Origin of the sequence: Maribellus sediminis, from assembly GCF_011799805.1 — a bacterium.
Lineage (GTDB): Bacteria > Bacteroidota > Bacteroidia > Bacteroidales > Prolixibacteraceae > Draconibacterium > Draconibacterium sediminis_A.
In genome coordinates this window covers 590,390-610,430 of sequence record NZ_WXUB01000002.1, presented here as the reverse complement: position 1 = coordinate 610,430, position 20,041 = coordinate 590,390, and the positions used below count along the sequence as shown (strand labels likewise).

General features: G+C 42.8%; 11 protein-coding genes. All 11 read left to right on the top strand.

What is annotated here, in order from left to right:
* Positions 1-3 precede the first annotated feature (3 nt).
* The 11 genes from HFD85_RS08945 to HFD85_RS08895 all read left to right on the top strand — a co-directional run bounded on the left by HFD85_RS08945 (position 4) and on the right by HFD85_RS08895 (position 19,686).
* Positions 4-1,938: a RagB/SusD family nutrient uptake outer membrane protein gene (locus tag HFD85_RS08945; RefSeq protein WP_167607952.1), complete on the top strand. Its 1,935-nt coding sequence runs from the start codon at positions 4-6 to the stop codon at positions 1,936-1,938.
* A 44-nt stretch (positions 1,939-1,982) separates the two neighbouring features.
* Positions 1,983-4,847: a SusC/RagA family TonB-linked outer membrane protein gene (locus HFD85_RS08940; protein WP_167607949.1), complete on the top strand. Its 2,865-nt coding sequence runs from the start codon at positions 1,983-1,985 to the stop codon at positions 4,845-4,847.
* Positions 4,848-4,872: 25 nt separating this feature from the next.
* Positions 4,873-6,651 carry a RagB/SusD family nutrient uptake outer membrane protein gene (locus HFD85_RS08935; protein ID WP_167607947.1) on the top strand — a complete coding sequence of 593 codons (1,779 nt, stop codon included), beginning with the start codon at positions 4,873-4,875 and terminating at the stop codon, positions 6,649-6,651.
* Between the two features lie 36 nt (positions 6,652-6,687).
* Positions 6,688-7,722, top strand: a complete 1,035-nt coding sequence (locus HFD85_RS08930; protein ID WP_167607944.1) for a DUF5627 domain-containing protein — start codon at positions 6,688-6,690, stop codon at positions 7,720-7,722.
* A 20-nt stretch (positions 7,723-7,742) separates the two neighbouring features.
* Entirely contained in the window at positions 7,743-9,887 is a 2,145-nt protein-coding gene (locus HFD85_RS08925; RefSeq protein WP_167607941.1) for an endo-1,4-beta-xylanase, read from the top strand.
* A gap of 284 nt (positions 9,888-10,171) precedes the next feature.
* Complete coding sequence (locus HFD85_RS08920; RefSeq protein ID WP_167607938.1) at positions 10,172-11,389, top strand: glucuronyl esterase domain-containing protein; 1,218 nt, start codon at positions 10,172-10,174, stop codon at positions 11,387-11,389.
* Positions 11,390-11,401: 12 nt separating this feature from the next.
* Entirely contained in the window at positions 11,402-13,954 is a 2,553-nt protein-coding gene (locus HFD85_RS08915; protein WP_206081920.1) for a glycosyl hydrolase 115 family protein, read from the top strand.
* Between the two features lies 1 nt (position 13,955).
* Positions 13,956-15,881, top strand: coding sequence for a sialate O-acetylesterase (locus HFD85_RS08910; protein WP_167607934.1), 1,926 nt, complete (start codon positions 13,956-13,958; stop codon positions 15,879-15,881).
* Between the two features lie 24 nt (positions 15,882-15,905).
* Positions 15,906-17,360, top strand: a complete 1,455-nt coding sequence (locus HFD85_RS08905; RefSeq protein WP_167607931.1) for an MFS transporter — start codon at positions 15,906-15,908, stop codon at positions 17,358-17,360.
* A gap of 58 nt (positions 17,361-17,418) precedes the next feature.
* Positions 17,419-18,561: an endo-1,4-beta-xylanase gene (locus HFD85_RS08900; protein WP_206081919.1), complete on the top strand. Its 1,143-nt coding sequence runs from the start codon at positions 17,419-17,421 to the stop codon at positions 18,559-18,561.
* A gap of 156 nt (positions 18,562-18,717) precedes the next feature.
* Positions 18,718-19,686, top strand: coding sequence for a glycoside hydrolase family 43 protein (locus HFD85_RS08895; RefSeq protein WP_167607928.1), 969 nt, complete (start codon positions 18,718-18,720; stop codon positions 19,684-19,686).
* Positions 19,687-20,041: the final 355 nt, after the last annotated feature.

Genomic DNA, 20,041 nt, shown 5'->3' with positions numbered 1-20,041 from the left:
ACAATGAGAAAAATAGATAAGACGCTTTTGAAGAGTGGTTTACTGTTCATGATGATATTGGGACTCTTTTCCTGCGAAGATTACCTGGAAAAAGAGCCTGAATCGATAGTATCCGAGGAAGTAGCGTTTAGTAATTTCACAAATTTCCAGGGTTTTATCGAAGAGATATACAATTGTATACCGGATAAAGAAAAGAAATACTGGACTACGTCGTGGAACTGGGGTGATGATGAATTATTTAATCTTGAAGGTAGCTGGCATATGACCAACCAGGTTGACATCGGTAACTTCTGGGCCTGGCAAAATGCACCCGGTACCTGGTTAGACGACGATAATGCAAATCCTACTTCTACCAATAAATTCGATCATGGCCTGTGGGCACATGCCTGGTATTGCATCCGTAAAGCAAACACAGGATTGGAAAATCTCGACAAGCTTACCGTGGCAACACAGGAAGAAAGAGATTTTATTGAAGGTCAGCTCTACTTTTTCAGAGCTTGGTGGCATTTCGAAATGATGCAATATTTTGGTGGCTTGCCATATATTGATCAGGTATTACCTGCCGGTGAAAAACTGACCTTACCACGACTGAGCTATCAGGAATGTGCTGACAAAGCCGGAGCCGATTTAAGAAAAGCAGCCAATTTGTTGCCCATCGACTGGGATGACACAAACGTTGGTAAAAACACACTTGGTAAAAACCAACTGCGTGCCAATAAAATTATGGCTTTAGGTTACCTGGGTAAAAACTACCTGTGGGCAGCCAGTCCGTTAATGAAAAACGGTGCGCAAACCGGTGGTGCCAATACTTATAATTACGACGAAGAGTATGCACGTAAAGCGGCAGAAGCTTTTGGCGAATTACTGAATTTGGTTGAAAGCGGACAAACACAATATTCACTTGTAGATTTTGATTACGAAGACATTTATAATCACAAAAAATCGAGTGGTGTTGAAACCAAATACAGCGACATGTTTTATACCACAGGCCAAAACTGGTTAATGCCCGGATCAACAGAAGCGATCTTTCGTGGTCCTTCAACCGATTACAACGGTAGTAACTGGAACACTACAAAAACTTTTGGCCCAAAAGTAAAAGGTTTGGTTGAACACGATAACATTATCCACCATCCAACAGCCAACTACGTAAAAAATTACGGAATGGCAAACGGATTGCCTTTGGATGATCCTAATTCAGGTTTCGATCCTGAATACCCGTTTAAAGACCGCGATCCTCGTTTTTACCACGACATTGTATTCGATGGCTTTAAATATGTTAACGCTACAATGCCGGCCGATATGGAATACCTGCGTTATACAGGTCTTGCTTCAGGCGGAACCATGAGAAATCCTGCAGACGGTAGCCGGACAGGTTATCTTATCCAGAAACTGGTACCGCATACGGCCAATAAATACGATGGAGCTTACAACTGGAGTTTTAATCTTCATACTTATTTGCCCTACATGCGTTTAGGCGATATTTATACCATGTATGCCGAAGCATGTGCTGCATTTGGTGGCGCTTCAGGCAAGGCCGGTAACTTCTCAAAAACAGCCGAAGACGCAATCAATACCCTTCGTGATCGTTGTGGCGCCGGCCATGTAAATGCTGCCTACACCGGCAGTCGCGAAAAATTCATCGACGAGGTAAGAAGAGAGCGTGCTGTTGAACTCTCGTTTGAGGGCTTCAGGTTTAACGACCTGCAGCGTTGGTTGTTGCTTACTGAGTATCCTTACAATGTGAAAACCTCTCAAGAGTTTGATCGGGTTGAAAACCTGGACTTCTACGAGAACAACGATCCAAGAGATGCCAGAGTCGCCAACTTTAGAGAAGAAGTTATTTTAACACGTCAATTTGGAGTAAAACATTACTGGTTCCCGCTGAAAATTTCAGATGTGTCCATGTATCCTGAGTTTGGACAGAATCCGGGATGGTAATACAAATTGAGTTAAAGTTTTATGTAATTATAAACGAATAAGCAATGAAACATATACAAAAAAGATTCATTCTATTTGCCTTGTTATTTGTCACTCCGTTTTTTATAAACGCGCAAATAACGGCAGAAAATGAAACTGATACGATCATAACATCCAACGATCCTTTGGTGCAGGTATCTTATCGCAAGGTGGCACAAAGCGACATTTTGGGAGGTGTTTCTGTTGTCAACCTCGAAGAGCTGACAAAAAAGAACTACAACACCTACAGTTTGGATAATATGCAGGGTTATATCGGTGGTTTCACAGGTAATTCTTTGTGGGGCATGGGCGAGTACCTCGTATTGGTTGATGGTATTCCGCGTGCAGCAAACAACGTTTTGCCAACCGAGATTGAACAAATCAGCTTTCTCAAATCTGCTTCTGCAGTTGTGCTTTACGGTAGCCGTGCAGCCAAAGGCGTGATCTACATTTCCACGAAACGCGGAAAGATTAAACCACTCGAAATTAATGTTCGTGCCAACACCGGTTATCATGTATCGAAAAGCCATCCTAAATACCTCGGATCGGCCCAATACATGACACTTTTTAATGAAGCACGCCAGAACGACGGATTATCAGCCTCGTACAGTGATGAAGATATTTACAATTATGCATCGGGAAGCAATCCTTACCGTTACCCGAATGTAGATTTTTATTCATCAGATTACCTGAAATCGTATTACAACCGCACCGATGTTTCTACCGAAATTCTGGGTGGAAACGAACGTGCCAGGTTTTATACGAATATTGGTTATTACCGTCAGGGCGATGTTCTTGATTTTGGAAAGGCAGCCGATAATTATACCGATCGCCTGAATATTCGTGGTAACATTGACTTGGAACTTAACGATTTCATAAGTGCCAGAATTGATGCCAACGCTACTTTTTACAATTCGAGAAGTGCCAATGCTACGGATCGTGATGCAAATGACGGAGTTACTGATAACTATTGGACATATGCATCTATAATGCGACCAAACAGAGTATCACCATTAATTCCACTTGCTTATATTGATCCGAACGACCAACAATCATTAGGACTTGTAAATGGAAGTTCGAATATTATTGGTGGTCAGTATTTTCTTGGTGGTACCCAGGTAGATCAAACCAATGTTTTTGCCGATTACTATGCTGCCGGAACCAGTAAATGGACCAGCCGTCAATTTCAGTTCGATACCGGTTTGGATTTCGACCTGAGCGGAGTTACCGAAGGACTCGCATTTCACACATTGTTTGCAGTTGATTATGCTACTTCGTACAATACTTCTTATAATAATTCGTACGCCGTTTACCAGCCAAGCTGGTACAACTACAACGGTGCCGATGTTATTGCCGGCCTTACTAAGTACAACAACGATGAAAAGTCGGGTTCGCAGAACATTGGTGGAAGTACAAGCAATCAAACCATTGCATTCTCTGGTTATTTTACCTACGACAAAACGTTCAAAGACGATCATAACGTGTCGGCCATTTTGTTGGCAAATGGTTATCAGCAAACCATTTCAGGAGAATATCACCGCACCAGCAACGCCAACATCGGACTTCAGGTAGGGTATAATTACAAACAAAAGTATTATGCCGAACTCGCTGCTGCCGTAATTCATTCGGCTAAATTGGCACCGGGGCACCGCAATGCTATGTCGCCATCGGTTTCCTTAGGATGGAAAATAGGTGAAGAAGATTTTATGGCTAATTCGTCGGTGTTCGACGACCTGACCTTGAATCTTTCTGCAAGTATCCTGAATTCTGACCTGGATATCGAAAACTTCTACATGTACGAAGAAAACTATACGCAGGCAAGTGGTGCCTGGTGGGGATGGTACGACGGAGCTGTTGAACGCTCTACGAACTCTTTACGTGGTGGAAACGAAGATCTTACATTTGTTAAAAGAAAAGAGTTTTCGGCTACGTTGATGGCTTCGATGTGGGAAAAACTGATTACAGTTAATACTTCGTTCTTCATCAATTCAACTGAAGGATTACTGATTGAGCCACTGACCATTTTCCCGAACTATTTCTTTACTTACTGGCCCGATGCCTCATTTATTCCTTACGTTAACTATAATAACGATAAGCGCGTTGGATTCGATTTTAACGTGAATTTCAACAAGCGGGTAGGAGAGGTTGATCTTTCTCTCGGACTTTCAGGTATTTATTATACCACCGAGGCCACTCAGCGCGACGAGAACAACGAGTACGATTACCAGTACCGTGAAGGAAAAAGCATTGACGGAATCTGGGGACTTGAAAGTGCAGGCTTATTCCAAAGCCAGGACGAAGTTGACAATTCACCCGAACAAAAATTTGGTGGAACTGTTAAACCCGGCGATATCAAATATGTTGACCAGAATGGCGACGACGTAATTGACGATAAAGATGTAATTTACCTCGAACGTGCCGGTTGGAGCGGAGCACCTCTTACCTTAGGTGTAAACTTCACTGCAAAATGGAAAGGCTTAACTTTCTTCGCATTGGGTACCGGTAATTACGGCGCTTATGCGATGAAAAACGATACATACCACTGGGTGTACGGCGACCGGAAATATTCGGAAGTAGTGCTCGACCGCTGGACAGAAGCAACCAAAGCAACTGCTACTTATCCACGTTTGACAACTGAAAGTGGAAGTAACAATTTCCGCAACTCTGATTTTTGGATGTACAAAACAGACCGTTTTAATCTGGCCAAAGTACAGATCACTTATGATTTGCCACAAAGCCTTATTCAAAACAGTTTGTTCGAAAACATGTCAATCTATGTAAGTGGAGCAAACCTGTTAACCATTTCCAAGGAAAGCGATCTTTTGGAACTCGAGTTCGACAGTGCTCCGCAAACGCGATTCTTTAATATTGGTTTAAAGGCCACCTTCTAATAAGTAACTATAAAGAATTTTAACGATGAAGAATATAATAAAATTAGTGGTGCTTGTACTGTTGTTTACAGCTTGCGACGATTTGTTTGAACCAGCATTGGAGAACAACAGAGGACTCGAAGCCATGTACAATGAACCAACTTATGCACAGGGTATATTGGCGAATGCCTATATTCTATTGCCATACTCTTCGACACCGAACAGCGATGTGGCTACTGACGATGCAGTTACCAACGATAACGGAAATAATTACCTGGCAATGGCCACAGGATCGTGGACTGCCAACAATAATCCGCTGTCGCAATGGCAAAGCCGCAGAAATGCGATTCAATACTTAAACCTCTTCCTTGCCAATACCGACGAGGTAGTTTGGAGTAAAGACGAGGTGATAAACACCATGTATAACGACCGTTTAAAAGGAGAAGCTTATGCCCTGAGAGCAGTGCAAATGTATTCGCTTTTACTGGCTCATGGCGGATGGTCTGAAAGTGGTCAGCTGTTGGGTTTCCCAATTGTAACTGAGCCGGAAACGGCTTCATCTGATTTTAACCTGCCACGAAATACATTTCAGGAATGTGTTGATCAGATTATTAGCGATGCGAACCAGGCAATCGGTCTTTTACCACTCGATTTTGGCGACATCTCTGATGCCGATATACCTGCTAAATATCAGTCTATGGGAGTTACCAATGCCGGCGATTATAACCGTGTTAACGGAAACCATATGCGTGGCCGTATCACCGGCCGTATTGTTGAAGCAGTTAGGGCGCAGGTAGCATTGTTAGCTGCAAGTCCGGCTTATAACGCAGGAACTGATGTTACATGGGAAGAAGCCGCAAATTTTGCCGCATCAGTAATCGACAGGGTTGGTGGTCCAAGCGGATTGGCATCAAACGGTATTACCTGGTATGCCAACATCAGCGAAATAGAAGGTTTGGCTTCAGGTGTAGCTCCTGCCGAAATTATTTGGAGAGGCGATGTGGGACAAAGCAACGATTTGGAAACCGACAATTTTCCACCTTCCCTTTACGGAAACGGACGTGTAAATCCAACACAGAACCTGGTAAATGCATTCCCTGCATTAAACGGATATCCTATTAGCAATCCGGCAGCCAATTACGACCCGGCAAATCCTTACCAAAACCGCGATCCTCGTTTAAACCACTATGTGGTTGTTAACGAAAGCACTCAGGGACCAAACAGCGATGTGATAATTACAGGTACCTATGGCGACAATAACGACGGTTTAAATAAGGAAAACGGATTGTCAACACGCACCGGTTATTACATGCGTAAATTATTGCGTTACGATTGTAATCCAAATCCACAGTACGATACTGAACAGAAACACTATGCTGCACGTATCAGATACACCGAGTTGTTCCTGGCTTATGCAGAAGCTGCTAACGAAGCCTGGGGACCAACTGGAAGCGGAAGCCACAGCTATTCGGCCTACGATGTGATTAAAGCCATTCGCGAAAGAGCCGGAATTGGCCTCGATAACGGCGATGCATACCTTGAATCAGTTAAAGGCGATAAGGATAAAATGAGAGAACTGATTAGAAATGAAAGACGCCTCGAGTTGTGTTTTGAAAACCATCGTTTCTGGGATTTGCGCCGCTGGAACGTTGCTAACCTGAACGAGACTGCCCGTGGTATGCAAATCGATGATCCGAACGGAACATACACGTACACACCAATTGATGTTGAGAACAGAGATTACAAGGATTACATGTATCACGGACCAATACCATACGGTGAAATACAGAAATGGAGTAACCTGGAACAAAATGCAGGTTGGTAATTTTCTGAAGTATTAAAAATGAAAAAATTTGAAAGTATGAAACAGTTTAAATTTTTATTGATAGTGGTAGCCGGACTTTTTTCTTTGATGTTCACATCGTGTGAAAATCAGGATATAGAATTTCCGGATTTTGACTACAGCATCGTATATTTTGCTTACCAGTATCCGGTAAGGACCATTGTGCTGGGGGAGGACATTATTGACAATACACTGGACAATCAGTATAAATGCGAAATATACGCCACCATGGGTGGAGTTTATTCAAACGACAAAAGTATCGGTATCGACATAAGTGTTGACAACAATTTGTGCAACAACTTGTATTTCGATTCTGAATTTTCTTCTCCTGTTCAGGCCATGCCGGCGAATTACTATTCCCTGGCAGCAAATCAGGTTGTGCTTGATAAAACCCTGTCTGATGGTGTTGAGGTTCAGTTGTCGGATGCATTTTTTGCCGATCCGAATTCGCTAAAGAATACCTATGTAATTCCTTTACGGATGACAAACGTAGAAAATGCCGACTCGATTCTTTCCGGAGTCCCAAAATTCGATGGTGCCGTTAGAGGAAACATCACCGATTGGGATGTATTGCCAAAAGACTATGTATTGTACTGCGTAAAATTCATCAATCCGTTTCACTCCAATTACCTGCGCCGCGGAACCGATGAAATTACCGAAGGAGGATCAAGCACAACTGTTGTAAGACGTGCTGCATATGTCGAAGACGATGAAGTGGTTTCAATGCATACCGCATCATTAAATTCGGTTGAGTATCCGGTATCCGTGATAAACGCCGATAATACAAACGTAACCTGTACTTTATTGCTCACCTTCGATGACCAAAACAAGTGTACTGTATCTTCTGCAAGTGAAGGATTCACTGCGTCGGGTAGTGGTTCGTTTGTTGAAGACGGCGATAAAAACAGCTGGGGTAATCAGGATCGTAACGTGATCTATCTGGATTATACCATCGACATGGGAAGCAAATCATATGCTACCAAAGATACCCTGGTTGTGCGTGACAGAGGTGTTGCTATGGAAACATTCTCGCCTTCATTTAAAGTTAACTAATCGCTAAAATCAAAATGAAAATGAAATATTTATATAAGTTTTTGCTTGGTGCAGTTACAGTTGCTGTAATGGCGTCATGCGTCGATGATAGCTTACTCGATTATAAAGTTGACAAACCGGAAAGTATTGCAGAATTAGAATATTTGAAGGAATACGATGTATTAAAGTCATATGTTGATCGTAGTGCCAGTCCGGATTTTAAACTGGGTGCCGGTGTTTCGTTAAGCGACTTTAACAAAAAAGGACTGGTATTCAGTCATATCAGCTCTAATTTCGACGAAGTTGCTGCCGGATATGCCATGAAACACGGAGCCATTGTAAAAAGCGATGGTAGCATGGATTTTTCGGGAGTGGAAAACTTTATTGGTGCCGCTGAAGAGGCAGGAGTTACCATCTATGGACATACTCTTACCTGGCATGCCAATCAGAATGCAGAGTACCTGAACGGCATTATTGCGCCGATAAAAATTCCGGGATCAGGTGGACCTGCCTGGGAAACACTTACCGAAATTGATTTTGAAGATGATGATGCATCAAATTATTCAATAACCGGTGCCGAAGGTACTTTTACCAGTCATGGCGATGGAAGAGCATTAACAATCGTGAATCCAACTAAAACGGAGAACGACTGGAATGTGCAGCTTTTTGTAACTTTTCCTCAGGAGACCGTGGAAGGCCAGCAATATAGATTGACCATGGATGTAAAGGCCGCTGATGCAGGAGTGAGTTATCCTACTCAGGCTCATCGTTCGCCAGGCGCTTACAAACACTGGAACTTTTTTGGTACAATTAGTCCAACAACTGAATGGAGTCAGATTTCAGTTGAAACTACCATTGATGGAAGCACATCGGAGTGTACAACAATTGCATTTAACCTGGGACACAACGTTACCACCTACAATTTCGATAATATTAAGGTAGAATGGCTCAATCCGGATGCAAGTGGGCCAACATGGGATGTTGTTTCAGAAAACAATTTCGAAACCGACAATGCAGCCAACTACATGGGTAATTCAAATGCCCAAATGAGTTTTACAGCTCCGGGTACAGGTGCCGAAGGTAACGGAAGAGCACTTCAGATTGTGAACGAATCGGTTCGTCCAAACGATTGGGACTGCCAGTTTTTCTTCACTTTTCCTGAAGCCACCGAGGTTGGTCAGAAATACATTCTTGAAATGGATGTAAAAGCAGGAGCTGCTGCTAATGTTCCTACGCAAGCCCATACGGTACCTTATGCGTACAAACACTGGGATTTCTTCGGACAAGTTAGCTTCACCAACGAATGGACACATTTTGTAAAAGAAGTTACCATTGCCGACAATACATCGGGATGTACTACCATCGCTTTCAACCTGGGAGCTGTGGCAACCACGTATTACTTTGATAATATTGTATTGAAATGGTATAACGAAGATGGTGGTGGGCAGATTATTGAAATGACACCCGAAGAAAAGAAAGATACGATTACCGCAGAACTTGATCGCTGGATTGCAGGTATGATGGAAGTTTCGAAAGATTACATTAAAGCCTGGGATGTTGTGAATGAGCCGATGGATGATGGAAATCCATACGAACTAAAAACGGGTATCGGAAACGAAAATATTCCGGCTGATCATTTTTACTGGCAAGACTACATGGGTAAAGATTACGCTGTTGATGCTTTCAATATGGCAGTTCAGTATGGTAATCCTGATGATAAACTATTTATCAACGATTATAACCTGGAGTACAACATTGATAAATGTAAAGGATTAATCGCCTATGTTGAATACATAGAAAGCAAAGGTGCCCGCGTTGACGGAATTGGAACGCAAATGCATATCTCAACAAATTCCGATAAGGACAAAATTGTTGAAATGTTCCAACTGCTGGCAGCAACAGGTAAACTTATTAAAATCTCGGAACTCGATATGGGAGTTGGCAAAAAGACGCCGGATGCTACCAAAGAAGATTACGAGGCACAGGCCGAGCTGTACAAATTTGTAGTTGAAAAATACCTGGAAATAATTCCAGCCAATCAACAATATGGAATAACTGCCTGGAGCCCGCTTGACAGTCCTGCGAGTTCTTCGTGGAGATCGGGAGAACCAATTGGATTATGGACCGAAGGCTACAACAGAAAACCGGCATATGCAGGTTTTGCCGATGGATTATCAGGACAATAGTTTTCGCATAGTTTAATATTTAGTATGAAAGAGGCTGTTTTATTGTAAACAGTCTCTTTTCATAAGCTATATATCCAAAAATGAAATTCTAATATTCAATATTGTATAAAATACATTTTCTCGTTATTTATCTTTGATTAAAGCTTGGGACTAAATTTTACTTATATAGAAAAACTGCAAAACAGGCAGAAAAAAATGTTTTTAATGCAGATATCCGGTGATTGGTGCCAGAAACCTTTACGGCCATCGGCATAACTAATAAACTAATAAATCTATATTGACCAATGAAAACCAAATTAAGCCTGTTAACTTTTGTGCTAAGTCTGTTTTTTTGCACAGCATGCAAACAAGAAATTCCACTGGTATACGAGAAAGAAAACAGGGGAGCAGATTTTCAGAAACCGGTGTTGCCCGATATAGAAGAATTACCGGTTGTTGAAGGTCTGACCGATCCTTTTGAGTGGTCGGACGGAAGCGGCCGATCAACAAAATTCGGTGACTGGAGTCGGCGTCGTAACGAGATCGCAGCCGAAATCCAACACTACGAAATTGGCCCGAAACCGGGTGCTCAACATACCATTTCAGCCACATTCGAAAATGATACCTTAACCGTGAATGTTACGGTAAAAGGAAAAACACTTACCTTAACTTCAGCAATTATTTTACCCGAAGGCGATGGCCTGTTTCCTGCCGTAATTGGTGTTGGCAGAGGTTCCGGCAGTCTTCCGTCCGATATTTTTGTTGACAGGAATATTGCTCAGATTCCATATAATTTTGGGCAGGTGATGGCCTGGCAACAAAAACGCGGAACTGAACCCATAAACCAGTTATACCCCGAACTTATCTACATGGGAGCTTACGCAGCGTGGTCGTGGGGAGTCAGTCGTTTAATTGATGGCCTGGAACTGGTGGCCGATGAATTACCAATCGATCTAAAACACATAGCCATTACAGGCTGCTCGTTTGCAGGCAAAATGGCACTTTATTCGGGCGCATTCGACGAACGTATTGCGCTCACAATAGCACAGGAATCAGGAGGAGGTGGTGCAGCTGCCTGGCGCGTTTCCGAAACACTGGGCAACGTTGAAACACTTGGCAGAACAAGTCACGTTTGGTTTATGGAAAGCATGTTTCAATTTGCAAATGATGTTAATAAACTTCCTTTTGATCATCATGAGTTGATGGCAATGGTTGCACCACGTGCTTTATTGGTGCTCGGAAATCCTGATTATGAGTGGTTAGCTGATGAATCTGGCTACGTTTCGTGTCAGGCTGCAAAACGCGTTTGGGAGACTTTCGGTATCGCCGACCGCTTCGGATTTTCCATTGTAGCCGGTCATCCACACTGTCAGTTGCCCGACGTGCAACGTCCGGAAGTGGAAGCCTTTATCGATAAATTTATGCTAGGTATCGACTCGGTGGATACAAATGTGGCGGTTCATCCTTATCCGGAAACAGATTACAAAAAATGGACAGACTGGTGGGGAACCGAGTCGATTTAAAGATTACATTGAATGTCGAAATTACGCTATTTCATAGACGGTAGAATTTTAATGGTGCTTACTCTTATACAGCTAACAGCACTGCTGCCACTCGCTGCGGAGGCGCAATTCGCTGATAATTGTATTTCTGATGTAAAAGAAGAAAACAGTTTTACACTTTTCGAATCCGAAAAAATCACTCCGATAGTGATCGATCAGGAAGACTTTTCGGGTGTAGCCATGGTTGCCGACTGGTTTATTAATGACCTAAAATTGGTGAGTGGAAAATCAGGTGCGATCTACAGAAATGCTTTACCCGAAACCAATGAAATTGTTCTGGTTGGAACACTGGGGAAGAACCGATGGATCGATCAGCTGGTAAAAGCGGGCAAAATTGATATTTCTGAATTCGAAGGAGAATGGGAGCGAAGCCTCACGCAGGTGGTAGAAAATCCGTTTCCCGGAATTGATAAAGCACTGGTTTTAACAGGTAGCGATAAACGTGGAACGATATATGCCATGCTCAACCTCTCGCGCGATATGGGAGTTTCTCCCTGGTACTGGTGGGCCGATGTTCCGGTTGAACCAAAGGACGCCTTGTACGTAAAAGCCGGTCGCTTTATTACCGAATCTCCAAAAGTAAAATATCGTGGTATTTTTCTGAACGATGAAGAACCGGCCCTCGGTAATTGGGCGCGCGAAAAATTCGGAGGTATCAATCACCAGTTTTATGTACATGTTTTTGAACTGGTGCTCCGTTTGCGTGGTAACTTTATGTGGCCGGCCATGTGGGGGAAAGCATTTTACGATGATGATCCCGAAAATGGTGTGTTGGCCGACAAGTTGGGTATTGTTATGGGAACATCGCATCACGAGCCTTTAGGCCGGGCACAGGCCGAATGGCATAAATACGGAACCGGGGCCTGGGACTACACTAAGAATGAAAAAGTGTTGACGGATTTCTGGACCAAAGGAATGGAGCGGAATAAGGACTATGAAACGCTAGTGACCGTTGGTATGCGAGGCGATGGCGATGAAGCCATGGAAGAAGGAACCAACATTGCATTGCTTGAGCGGATTGTAAAAGATCAGCGAAAAATTATAAGTGAGGTTACGGGTAAAAAACCCGAAGAAACGCCTCAGGTTTGGGCCTTGTATAAAGAAGTTCAGGATTATTACGATAAAGGAATGCGTGTGCCTGATGATGTTACCCTGCTGTTGTGTGACGACAACTGGGGCGATGTTCGCAAATTGCCTGATATAAACGCGCCAAAGCATGAAGGCGGTTTCGGAATGTATTATCATTTTGATTATGTGGGCGGGCCGCGAAATTCTAAATGGATAAATGTTACCCAGATTCAGCGCGTTTGGGAGCAGATGAACCTGAGCTACAGTCATGGTGTCGATCGCCTGTGGGTCGTAAATGTTGGCGACCTGAAGCCTATGGAATTTCCCATAAGTTTCTTTTTGGATATGGCCTGGGATCCGTCACAGTTTAACCCTCAGAACCTGTATGCTTATACAGTTAGTTGGAGCCGACAACAGTTTGGAGAGAAATATGCCGAAGAAGCTGCACGAATTATCAATCTGTATACCAAATACAACCACAGGGTTACTCCTGAGTTACTGGACGATAAGACCTACAGCCTGGAAAATTACAACGAATTCGAAAGAGTTCGGGATGATTACCGCAACCTGGCATTTGATGCACTTCGGCTTTACAACATTATTCCAAACGAATACAAAGATGCCTTCGACCAACTCGTGCTTTTCCCAGCAAATGCAACTGCCAATTTGTACGAAATGTATTATGCGGTGGCCAAAAACAAACAGTTAATAGCGAACGGAGATTTCGAAGCCAATACCTGGGCCGATGTTGCGGAAGCTTGTTTTAAACGCGATTCGGTGTTGACCGTTCACTACAACCAGCAAATAGCAGGAGGAAAGTGGAACCACATGATGGACCAGATCCGAATTGGATACACCTACTGGCAGGAACCCCGCAAAGCAAAAATGCCTAATGTGGAACGCCTTGTTTTGCCGGAAGTGTCAAACGCCGATATGATTTTTAAAGAGGCTGATGGTTATGTTTCGATTGAAGCAGAAAACTGCCAAAAAGCAAAAGGTAGCGAAAACATTAGTTGGGAAGTGATTCCGGATCTTGGAAAAACGACATCGGCAATTACAACTTTTCCGCAAAACGCTTACCCCAAAGAGAACGAGGAGATTTACCTGGAATATGCCATTGATTTTGCATCAACCGGAGATTTTGATGTGAGTGTGCTCGTGTCGCCGACGCTGAACTTCAATGCCAATAAAGGATTACGATATGCTGTTTCTTTTGATGGAGAAGCGGAACAGATCGTAAATTTTAATGGAAAGTATCGCGGTGAGTTGGGTCCCTGGCAAGCCAGGCGGATAATTAAATCGACTACAAAACATAAAATTGAAAATACTGGCGTACACCGATTGCGTGTTCGCGTATTGGAACCCGGAATTGTTCTGCAGAAAATTCTGATTGATACTGGTGGACTGAAACCAAGTTACCTGGGGCCAATTCAAAGTAAAATGGTAAAAATAGATTAAAATGAAATATTATAAATTTCGATACAGCATTCTTCTTTTGTTCATTCTGGCGTTTTCTTCGGTAGAGGCACAGGCTGAAGTTAGACTCCCCATCTTGGTGAGCAGCGGAATGGTTTTGCAGCGTAATCAACCCTTGAAAATCTGGGGCTGGGCAGATCCGAAAGAACAAATTACAATTGAATTTAAAGGAGAAAATTATACGACAATGACAGGCGAGGACGAAACCTGGCAGCTTGAGCTTCCCGCGATGGCTGCCGGTGGTCCTTATACTATGAAAATAAACGATATTAAACTGGAAAATATACTGGTAGGCGATGTATGGCTGGCTTCGGGGCAATCGAACATGGAGCTGCAACTTCGCAGGGTTATGGATTTGTATGCCGATGAAATCAAAAAAATAAACACCGACCAGATAAGATTATTCCGCTCATCGACTCGCGAAAATGCCGAAAACGAAAAAGCGGATTACCCTGATGGAAAATGGCTATCGTCAACGCCTGAAAATATTATGGAATTTTCGGCTGTTGCCTGGTTTTTTGCCGATAAAATTCATCAGGAACAAAGTGTTCCGGTGGGTATCATCAGTACTGCAATAGGCGGTTCTCCGGCTGAAGCCTGGTTAAGCAAAGATAAAGTTGCTCCATTTCTTGATCCCTGGCTGGAGCGGGCAGCTCGCATAGACTCTATGCGTATGGCACGGCAAAAACAGGAAAATGAAGAACCCCCGTTTAACTGGTGGTACGAAGTTAACAAAAACGATCCCGGAGTAGGGAAGTGGTCGAAAGGCGAAGTGGATGTTACAGGCTGGCCGCAAATTTCGTTACCGGGTTATTGGACCGATAAAGGTGTTGATTTTCGGAACGGTTCAATTTGGTTTTACCGCGAATTTGATGTGCCCGAATCACTGGCAGGAAAAGAAGCGGTATTGCGATTGGGCAGAATAATTGACAGCGACTCGGCTTTTGTAAACGGTACCTTTGTTGGAAATATAACTTACCAGTATCCTCCCCGCATTTACGATCTGCCGGCCGGATTATTAAAAGCCGGTAAAAATACGGTAATGGTTCGTGTTTTCTGCCAGGGTGGACGTGGTGGTTTTGTAGAAGAAAAACCGTATGAATTGCGTGTAGGATCGGAAATTATCGATATTACAGGTGACTGGCATTACCATATTGGTGCAGAACTTCATCCTCCTCGCGGTGGCTTTGGTGGGCTGTCTTTCCGACCCGGGGGCTTGTACAATTCCCTGATTAATCCGATGAAGAATTACAACATAAAAGGTGTGATCTGGTACCAGGGAGAGACCAATGCCGGACGGGGATTTGAATACCGCCAGTTGTTTAAAGATCTGATCATGGACTGGAGAAAGCAGCTCGATCAACCCGATCTGCCATTCCTGTACGTACAATTGGCCAACCTGGGAATTCCGAATAAACAACCTGTAGAAAGCGGCTGGGCAGAAACCCGGGATGCACAGCGAAGAGCACTCGAACTTCCCAATACCGGAATGGCTGTAGCCTTCGACATTGGCGAATGGAATGATATACATCCGTTGAATAAAAAGGAAGTAGCACGTCGTTTGGCATTGGAAGCTGAGAAAGTTGCTTATGGAAATAAGGACATAGTAAGCTCCGGACCACTGTACGAATCGATGAAAATTGAAGACGGAAGCATTCTGCTTACATTCACTTCTGTGGGAGCCGGACTTTATGCCAACAGTTTACTCGAAGGATTTCAGATAGCCGGCAGCGATGGCAATTTTGTTTGGGCCAAAGCGGTGGTAATGAGCAAGAATTCGGTTAAAGTCTGGAGTAATGAAGTCCCTGAACCGACTGAAGTGCGTTATGCCTGGGATGATAATCCGGCCGGATCAAATCTGAAAAACAAAGAAGGACTACCGGCATCGCCATTTACAACAGAAAAATAAAAAACAAAATAACACTAAAAAATTATGAATTCTACTTCACAGAAAGTTTCTGTACTGGAAAAAATCGGATATAGCCTGGGTGACCTGGCTGCCAACCTTGTGTTTCAAACCCTGGTTACTTTCCTGGCATTTTTCTATACTGACATTTACGGACTTCAGAACGAACACGCATCAGTAATTATGCTGGTAGTTGGACTGGTAGCAGCTGTTGCCTTTAATCCGGTTATCGGAGCTTTGGCCGACCGTACAAATTCGCGTTGGGGAAAATTTCGCCCGTGGATTTTATTTACGGCCGTTCCGCTTGGCGTAATTGCTTTACTGGCGTTTACAACACCGAATTTTTCGTACAAAGGAAAACTAATTTATGCGGCCGTAACCTATACCTTATTGCTGCTGGCCTACGCATCAAGTAACCTGCCGTATTCGGCCCTGAGCGGAGTTTTAACCGGCGATATGTCGGAGCGAAACAGTCTATCGTCGTACCGTTTTGCCGCCGTAATGTTTGCACAGTTTTTTGTGCAGGTATTTATGTTGCCCATAATTTTGCATGTAGGAAACGGAGACAAAGCTGCCGGTATTGAATCGGTTATGACTTGGATGGCAATTATCGGAACCGTGTTGTTGCTCATTACATTTCTTACTACTAAAGAGCGAATAATTCCAAAACCCGAACAGGCATCAACTTTAAAAGAAGATCTTGGCGACCTGTTTAAAAACAAGCCCTGGATTATCATGCTTACATTAACCATTTTGGTTTTTATAACACTGGCCATGAAAGGAGGATCTTATGTTTACTACTTCAATAATTACGTAGATGAAACTGAATTGCACAGTTTTATTCAACCAATTCTTGATTTTCTGAACCGTATTGGACTCAACTTTTTTGAATCGGATGTGCCATCGGCCGGTTTTGGTTTATTTAATGCAGGTGGAATTGTATTTTCGATGGTTGGTATTGCAGTATCCCGGAAACTCGCTGATAAGTTTGGGAAACGTGATGTTTTCGGAACAGCCCTGTTTATTGCCACCTTATTTATTGTTTCTTTTTTCTTTTTCAATCCAAAAGATGTTCGCTTAATGTTTCTGGCGCAGATACTGCACATGTTTTTCTATGGCGTAACAACTCCTATTCTTTGGGCGATGATTGCAGATGTTGCCGATTATTCGGAGTGGATTAACAACCGCCGGGCTACTGCCATCATCTTTTCAGCCATGATGGTAGGCTTAAAGGCAGGTTTGGCAATCGGAGGTGCTATTGTTACCGGAATTCTTGGTTTGTATGGATACATAGCGAAAGATGCTATGAATGCCGGGCAGAAAATCGTTCAGCCCGAAACTGTGGCTCAAGGCGCCAAAATGTTGGTAAGTATCTACCCGTCAATCCCGTTTCTGATTGGTGTTGCTTTACTGTTTTTCTACGAAATCAATAAAAAGAAGGAAATTCAAATCCAACAGGATCTTTTATCCAAACGAGTTTAATTTTAAAATTAAAGATAAATACATACTTACTGAATAAAACTCTAATCAATTTATTATCATGAAAAATGTAAAAAAATACTACTTATTATTCGCATTGGGGGTACTGGTATTATCATCGTGTAGCCTTTCGAAAAGCGAAAGTCCTGCAACTTTAAAAGATGCTTATAAGGACAAATTTCATATTGGTACAGCATTGAATGCCTGGCAAATTACTGGCCGGGATACTGCCGGCATTGAAGTGATCAAAAATCAATTTAGTGCCATAGTCGCAGAAAACTGTATGAAAAGCGGGCCAATTCATCCAAAAGAAGACGAGTATAATTTTGATCTGCCTGATCAGTTTGTTGAATTTGGAGTTGAAAACAACAAATTTATTACTGGCCATTGTTTAATCTGGCATTCGCAGGCTCCACGCTGGTTTTTTACCGATGATGAAGGAAATGATGTTTCACGGGAAGTAATGATCGAGCGTATGAAAAGTCACATTTATACGGTAGTTGGGCGTTACAAAGGCCGCATAAAAGGCTGGGATGTGGTTAACGAAGCCATAATGGAAGACGGTAGTATGCGAAACAGTAAATTCCGCCAGATTGTAGGTGACGACTTTATCAAACTGGCATTTCAGTTTGCACACGAAGCCGATCCTGATGCCGAATTATATTACAACGATTATAACGAGTGGTATCCGGGAAAACGCGACGCCATTGTTCAGATGGTACGCGATTTAAAAGCCGAAGGTATTCGAATTGACGGAATTGGTATGCAGGGACACGTTGGAATGGATAGCCCGTCGTTGGAAGAATATGAAGCTGCTATTGAAGCTTATGCCAACGAAGGAATGAAAGTCATGGTTACCGAGCTAGATATGTCGATCTTACCTAACCGACGCAGAGATGTAGGTGCCGATATTGCCACCAGTTTTGAATATCAGCAAAGCCTGAATCCATACACGGAGGGAGTTCCGGTAGAAAAAATGAATGAATGGGACGAACGAATGCTCGATTTTTTCCGCTTGTTTTTGAAACATTCTGATGCGGTTACACGTGTGACACTCTGGGGTGTTTCTGATGCCACTTCATGGAAAAATAATTTTCCTATTCGGGGACGTACTGATTATCCATTGTTGTTCGATCGCGAAAATCAGCCTAAAAGTATTGTTCCCAAATTAATCAATGAAGCGAACAATTGGGATACAAAATAGTTAGCTCAATGTAATTAGTTTAGTTAGTTTTCCGGGAGTAGCTGAATTTGGCTGCTCCCGGTTTTAAAAATCAAGGAAAGAAATAAGTGAATAATATTAATGATTAGCTCATCGGAGAGCATCATTTTATTCCACCAAATAGAAAATATTAATTAAATGAAAAACCCAAGATATTTAGTCGATCATATGTTTACCGCTGATCCGGCAGCTCATGTTTTTAATGGAAAGATTTATATCTATCCTTCTCACGATATTGAATCGGGTATACCGGAAAACGATCTTGGCGATCATTTCGATATGCGCGATTATCACGTTTTTTCGTTGGACGATGTGGAAGGGGAGGTTACCGATCATGGTGTAGCGCTCGATGTAAAAGATATTCCCTGGTCGGGGCGTCAGTTGTGGGACAGCGATTGTGCTGAAAAAGACGGAAAGTTTTACCTGTATTTCCCTTTAAAAGATAAAACTGATATTTTCAGGATTGGTGTCGCTATAAGTGACAAACCGGAAGGTCCGTTTCTTCCTCAGGATGCTCCAATGAAAGGTAGTTACTCCATCGATCCCTGCGTTTTTAAGGATGAAGATGGTAGCTATTACATGTATTTTGGCGGATTGTGGGGCGGGCAGCTACAGCGCTACCGAAACAATAAAGCCATTGAATGCGGACAGGAGCCTGCCGATGAAGAGCCTGCCTTGACAGCCCGCGTTGCGCGTCTTAGTGCCGATATGTTGGAGTTTGGAGAAGAACCCAAAGCGCTTGTTATTTTGGATGAAAACGGAGAACCTTTAAAAGCCGGCGATCACGACCGACGTTTTTTTGAGGCATCGTGGATGCATAAATACCAGGGGAAATATTATTTCTCGTATTCCACCGGAAACACGCATAAACTATGTTATGCAATTGGCGACAATCCATACGGACCGTTTACCTATCAGGGAGTAATTTTAACTCCTGTAGTTGGCTGGACAACCCATCATTCAATCGTTGAATTCAAGGGCAAGTGGTACCTGTTTCACCACGACAGCGTGCCATCGGGCGGAAAAACCTGGCTGCGCAGCATGAAAGTGGTAGAATTGGAGTACAACGAAGATGGAACTATACAAACCATTGAAGGAACAGCCTAATATCATTCTTATTAATGAGATTTGAAAAATCTTGCTAATTGATGAATGCATTCTTTATCTGCTAAATTTTTTACCTGGCTTAATTCGGTAGCAATACATAATAATAAAATCCTTCTATCTGAAGCGAAGCTATTGAATACCGTGTGATGAATTGGTTTCAATGCAGTAGGTCATGGGTTCGAATCCCGTCCGGGGTACTAATCAAAACAAAAAAGAGTTACAAAGTTTGTAGCTCTTTTTTGTTTTGCTCAAAATAGAAACTGGCATGTTTCTTTGGGTAATCACATCAATAGGATGCTTTTCTATCAAAACTTGACTCTTTGGCACAAAAAAGTATCTCATAATTTCGTACATC

Coding starts and splice junctions, on each gene's coding strand:
- HFD85_RS08945 (WP_167607952.1), top strand. CDS start 4: ATGAGAAAAATAGATAAGACGCTTTTGAAGAGTGGTTTACTGTTCATG.
- HFD85_RS08940 (WP_167607949.1), top strand. CDS start 1,983: ATGAAACATATACAAAAAAGATTCATTCTATTTGCCTTGTTATTTGTC.
- HFD85_RS08935 (WP_167607947.1), top strand. CDS start 4,873: ATGAAGAATATAATAAAATTAGTGGTGCTTGTACTGTTGTTTACAGCT.
- HFD85_RS08930 (WP_167607944.1), top strand. CDS start 6,688: ATGAAACAGTTTAAATTTTTATTGATAGTGGTAGCCGGACTTTTTTCT.
- HFD85_RS08925 (WP_167607941.1), top strand. CDS start 7,743: ATGAAATATTTATATAAGTTTTTGCTTGGTGCAGTTACAGTTGCTGTA.
- HFD85_RS08920 (WP_167607938.1), top strand. CDS start 10,172: ATGAAAACCAAATTAAGCCTGTTAACTTTTGTGCTAAGTCTGTTTTTT.
- HFD85_RS08915 (WP_206081920.1), top strand. CDS start 11,402: ATGTCGAAATTACGCTATTTCATAGACGGTAGAATTTTAATGGTGCTT.
- HFD85_RS08910 (WP_167607934.1), top strand. CDS start 13,956: ATGAAATATTATAAATTTCGATACAGCATTCTTCTTTTGTTCATTCTG.
- HFD85_RS08905 (WP_167607931.1), top strand. CDS start 15,906: ATGAATTCTACTTCACAGAAAGTTTCTGTACTGGAAAAAATCGGATAT.
- HFD85_RS08900 (WP_206081919.1), top strand. CDS start 17,419: ATGAAAAATGTAAAAAAATACTACTTATTATTCGCATTGGGGGTACTG.
- HFD85_RS08895 (WP_167607928.1), top strand. CDS start 18,718: ATGAAAAACCCAAGATATTTAGTCGATCATATGTTTACCGCTGATCCG.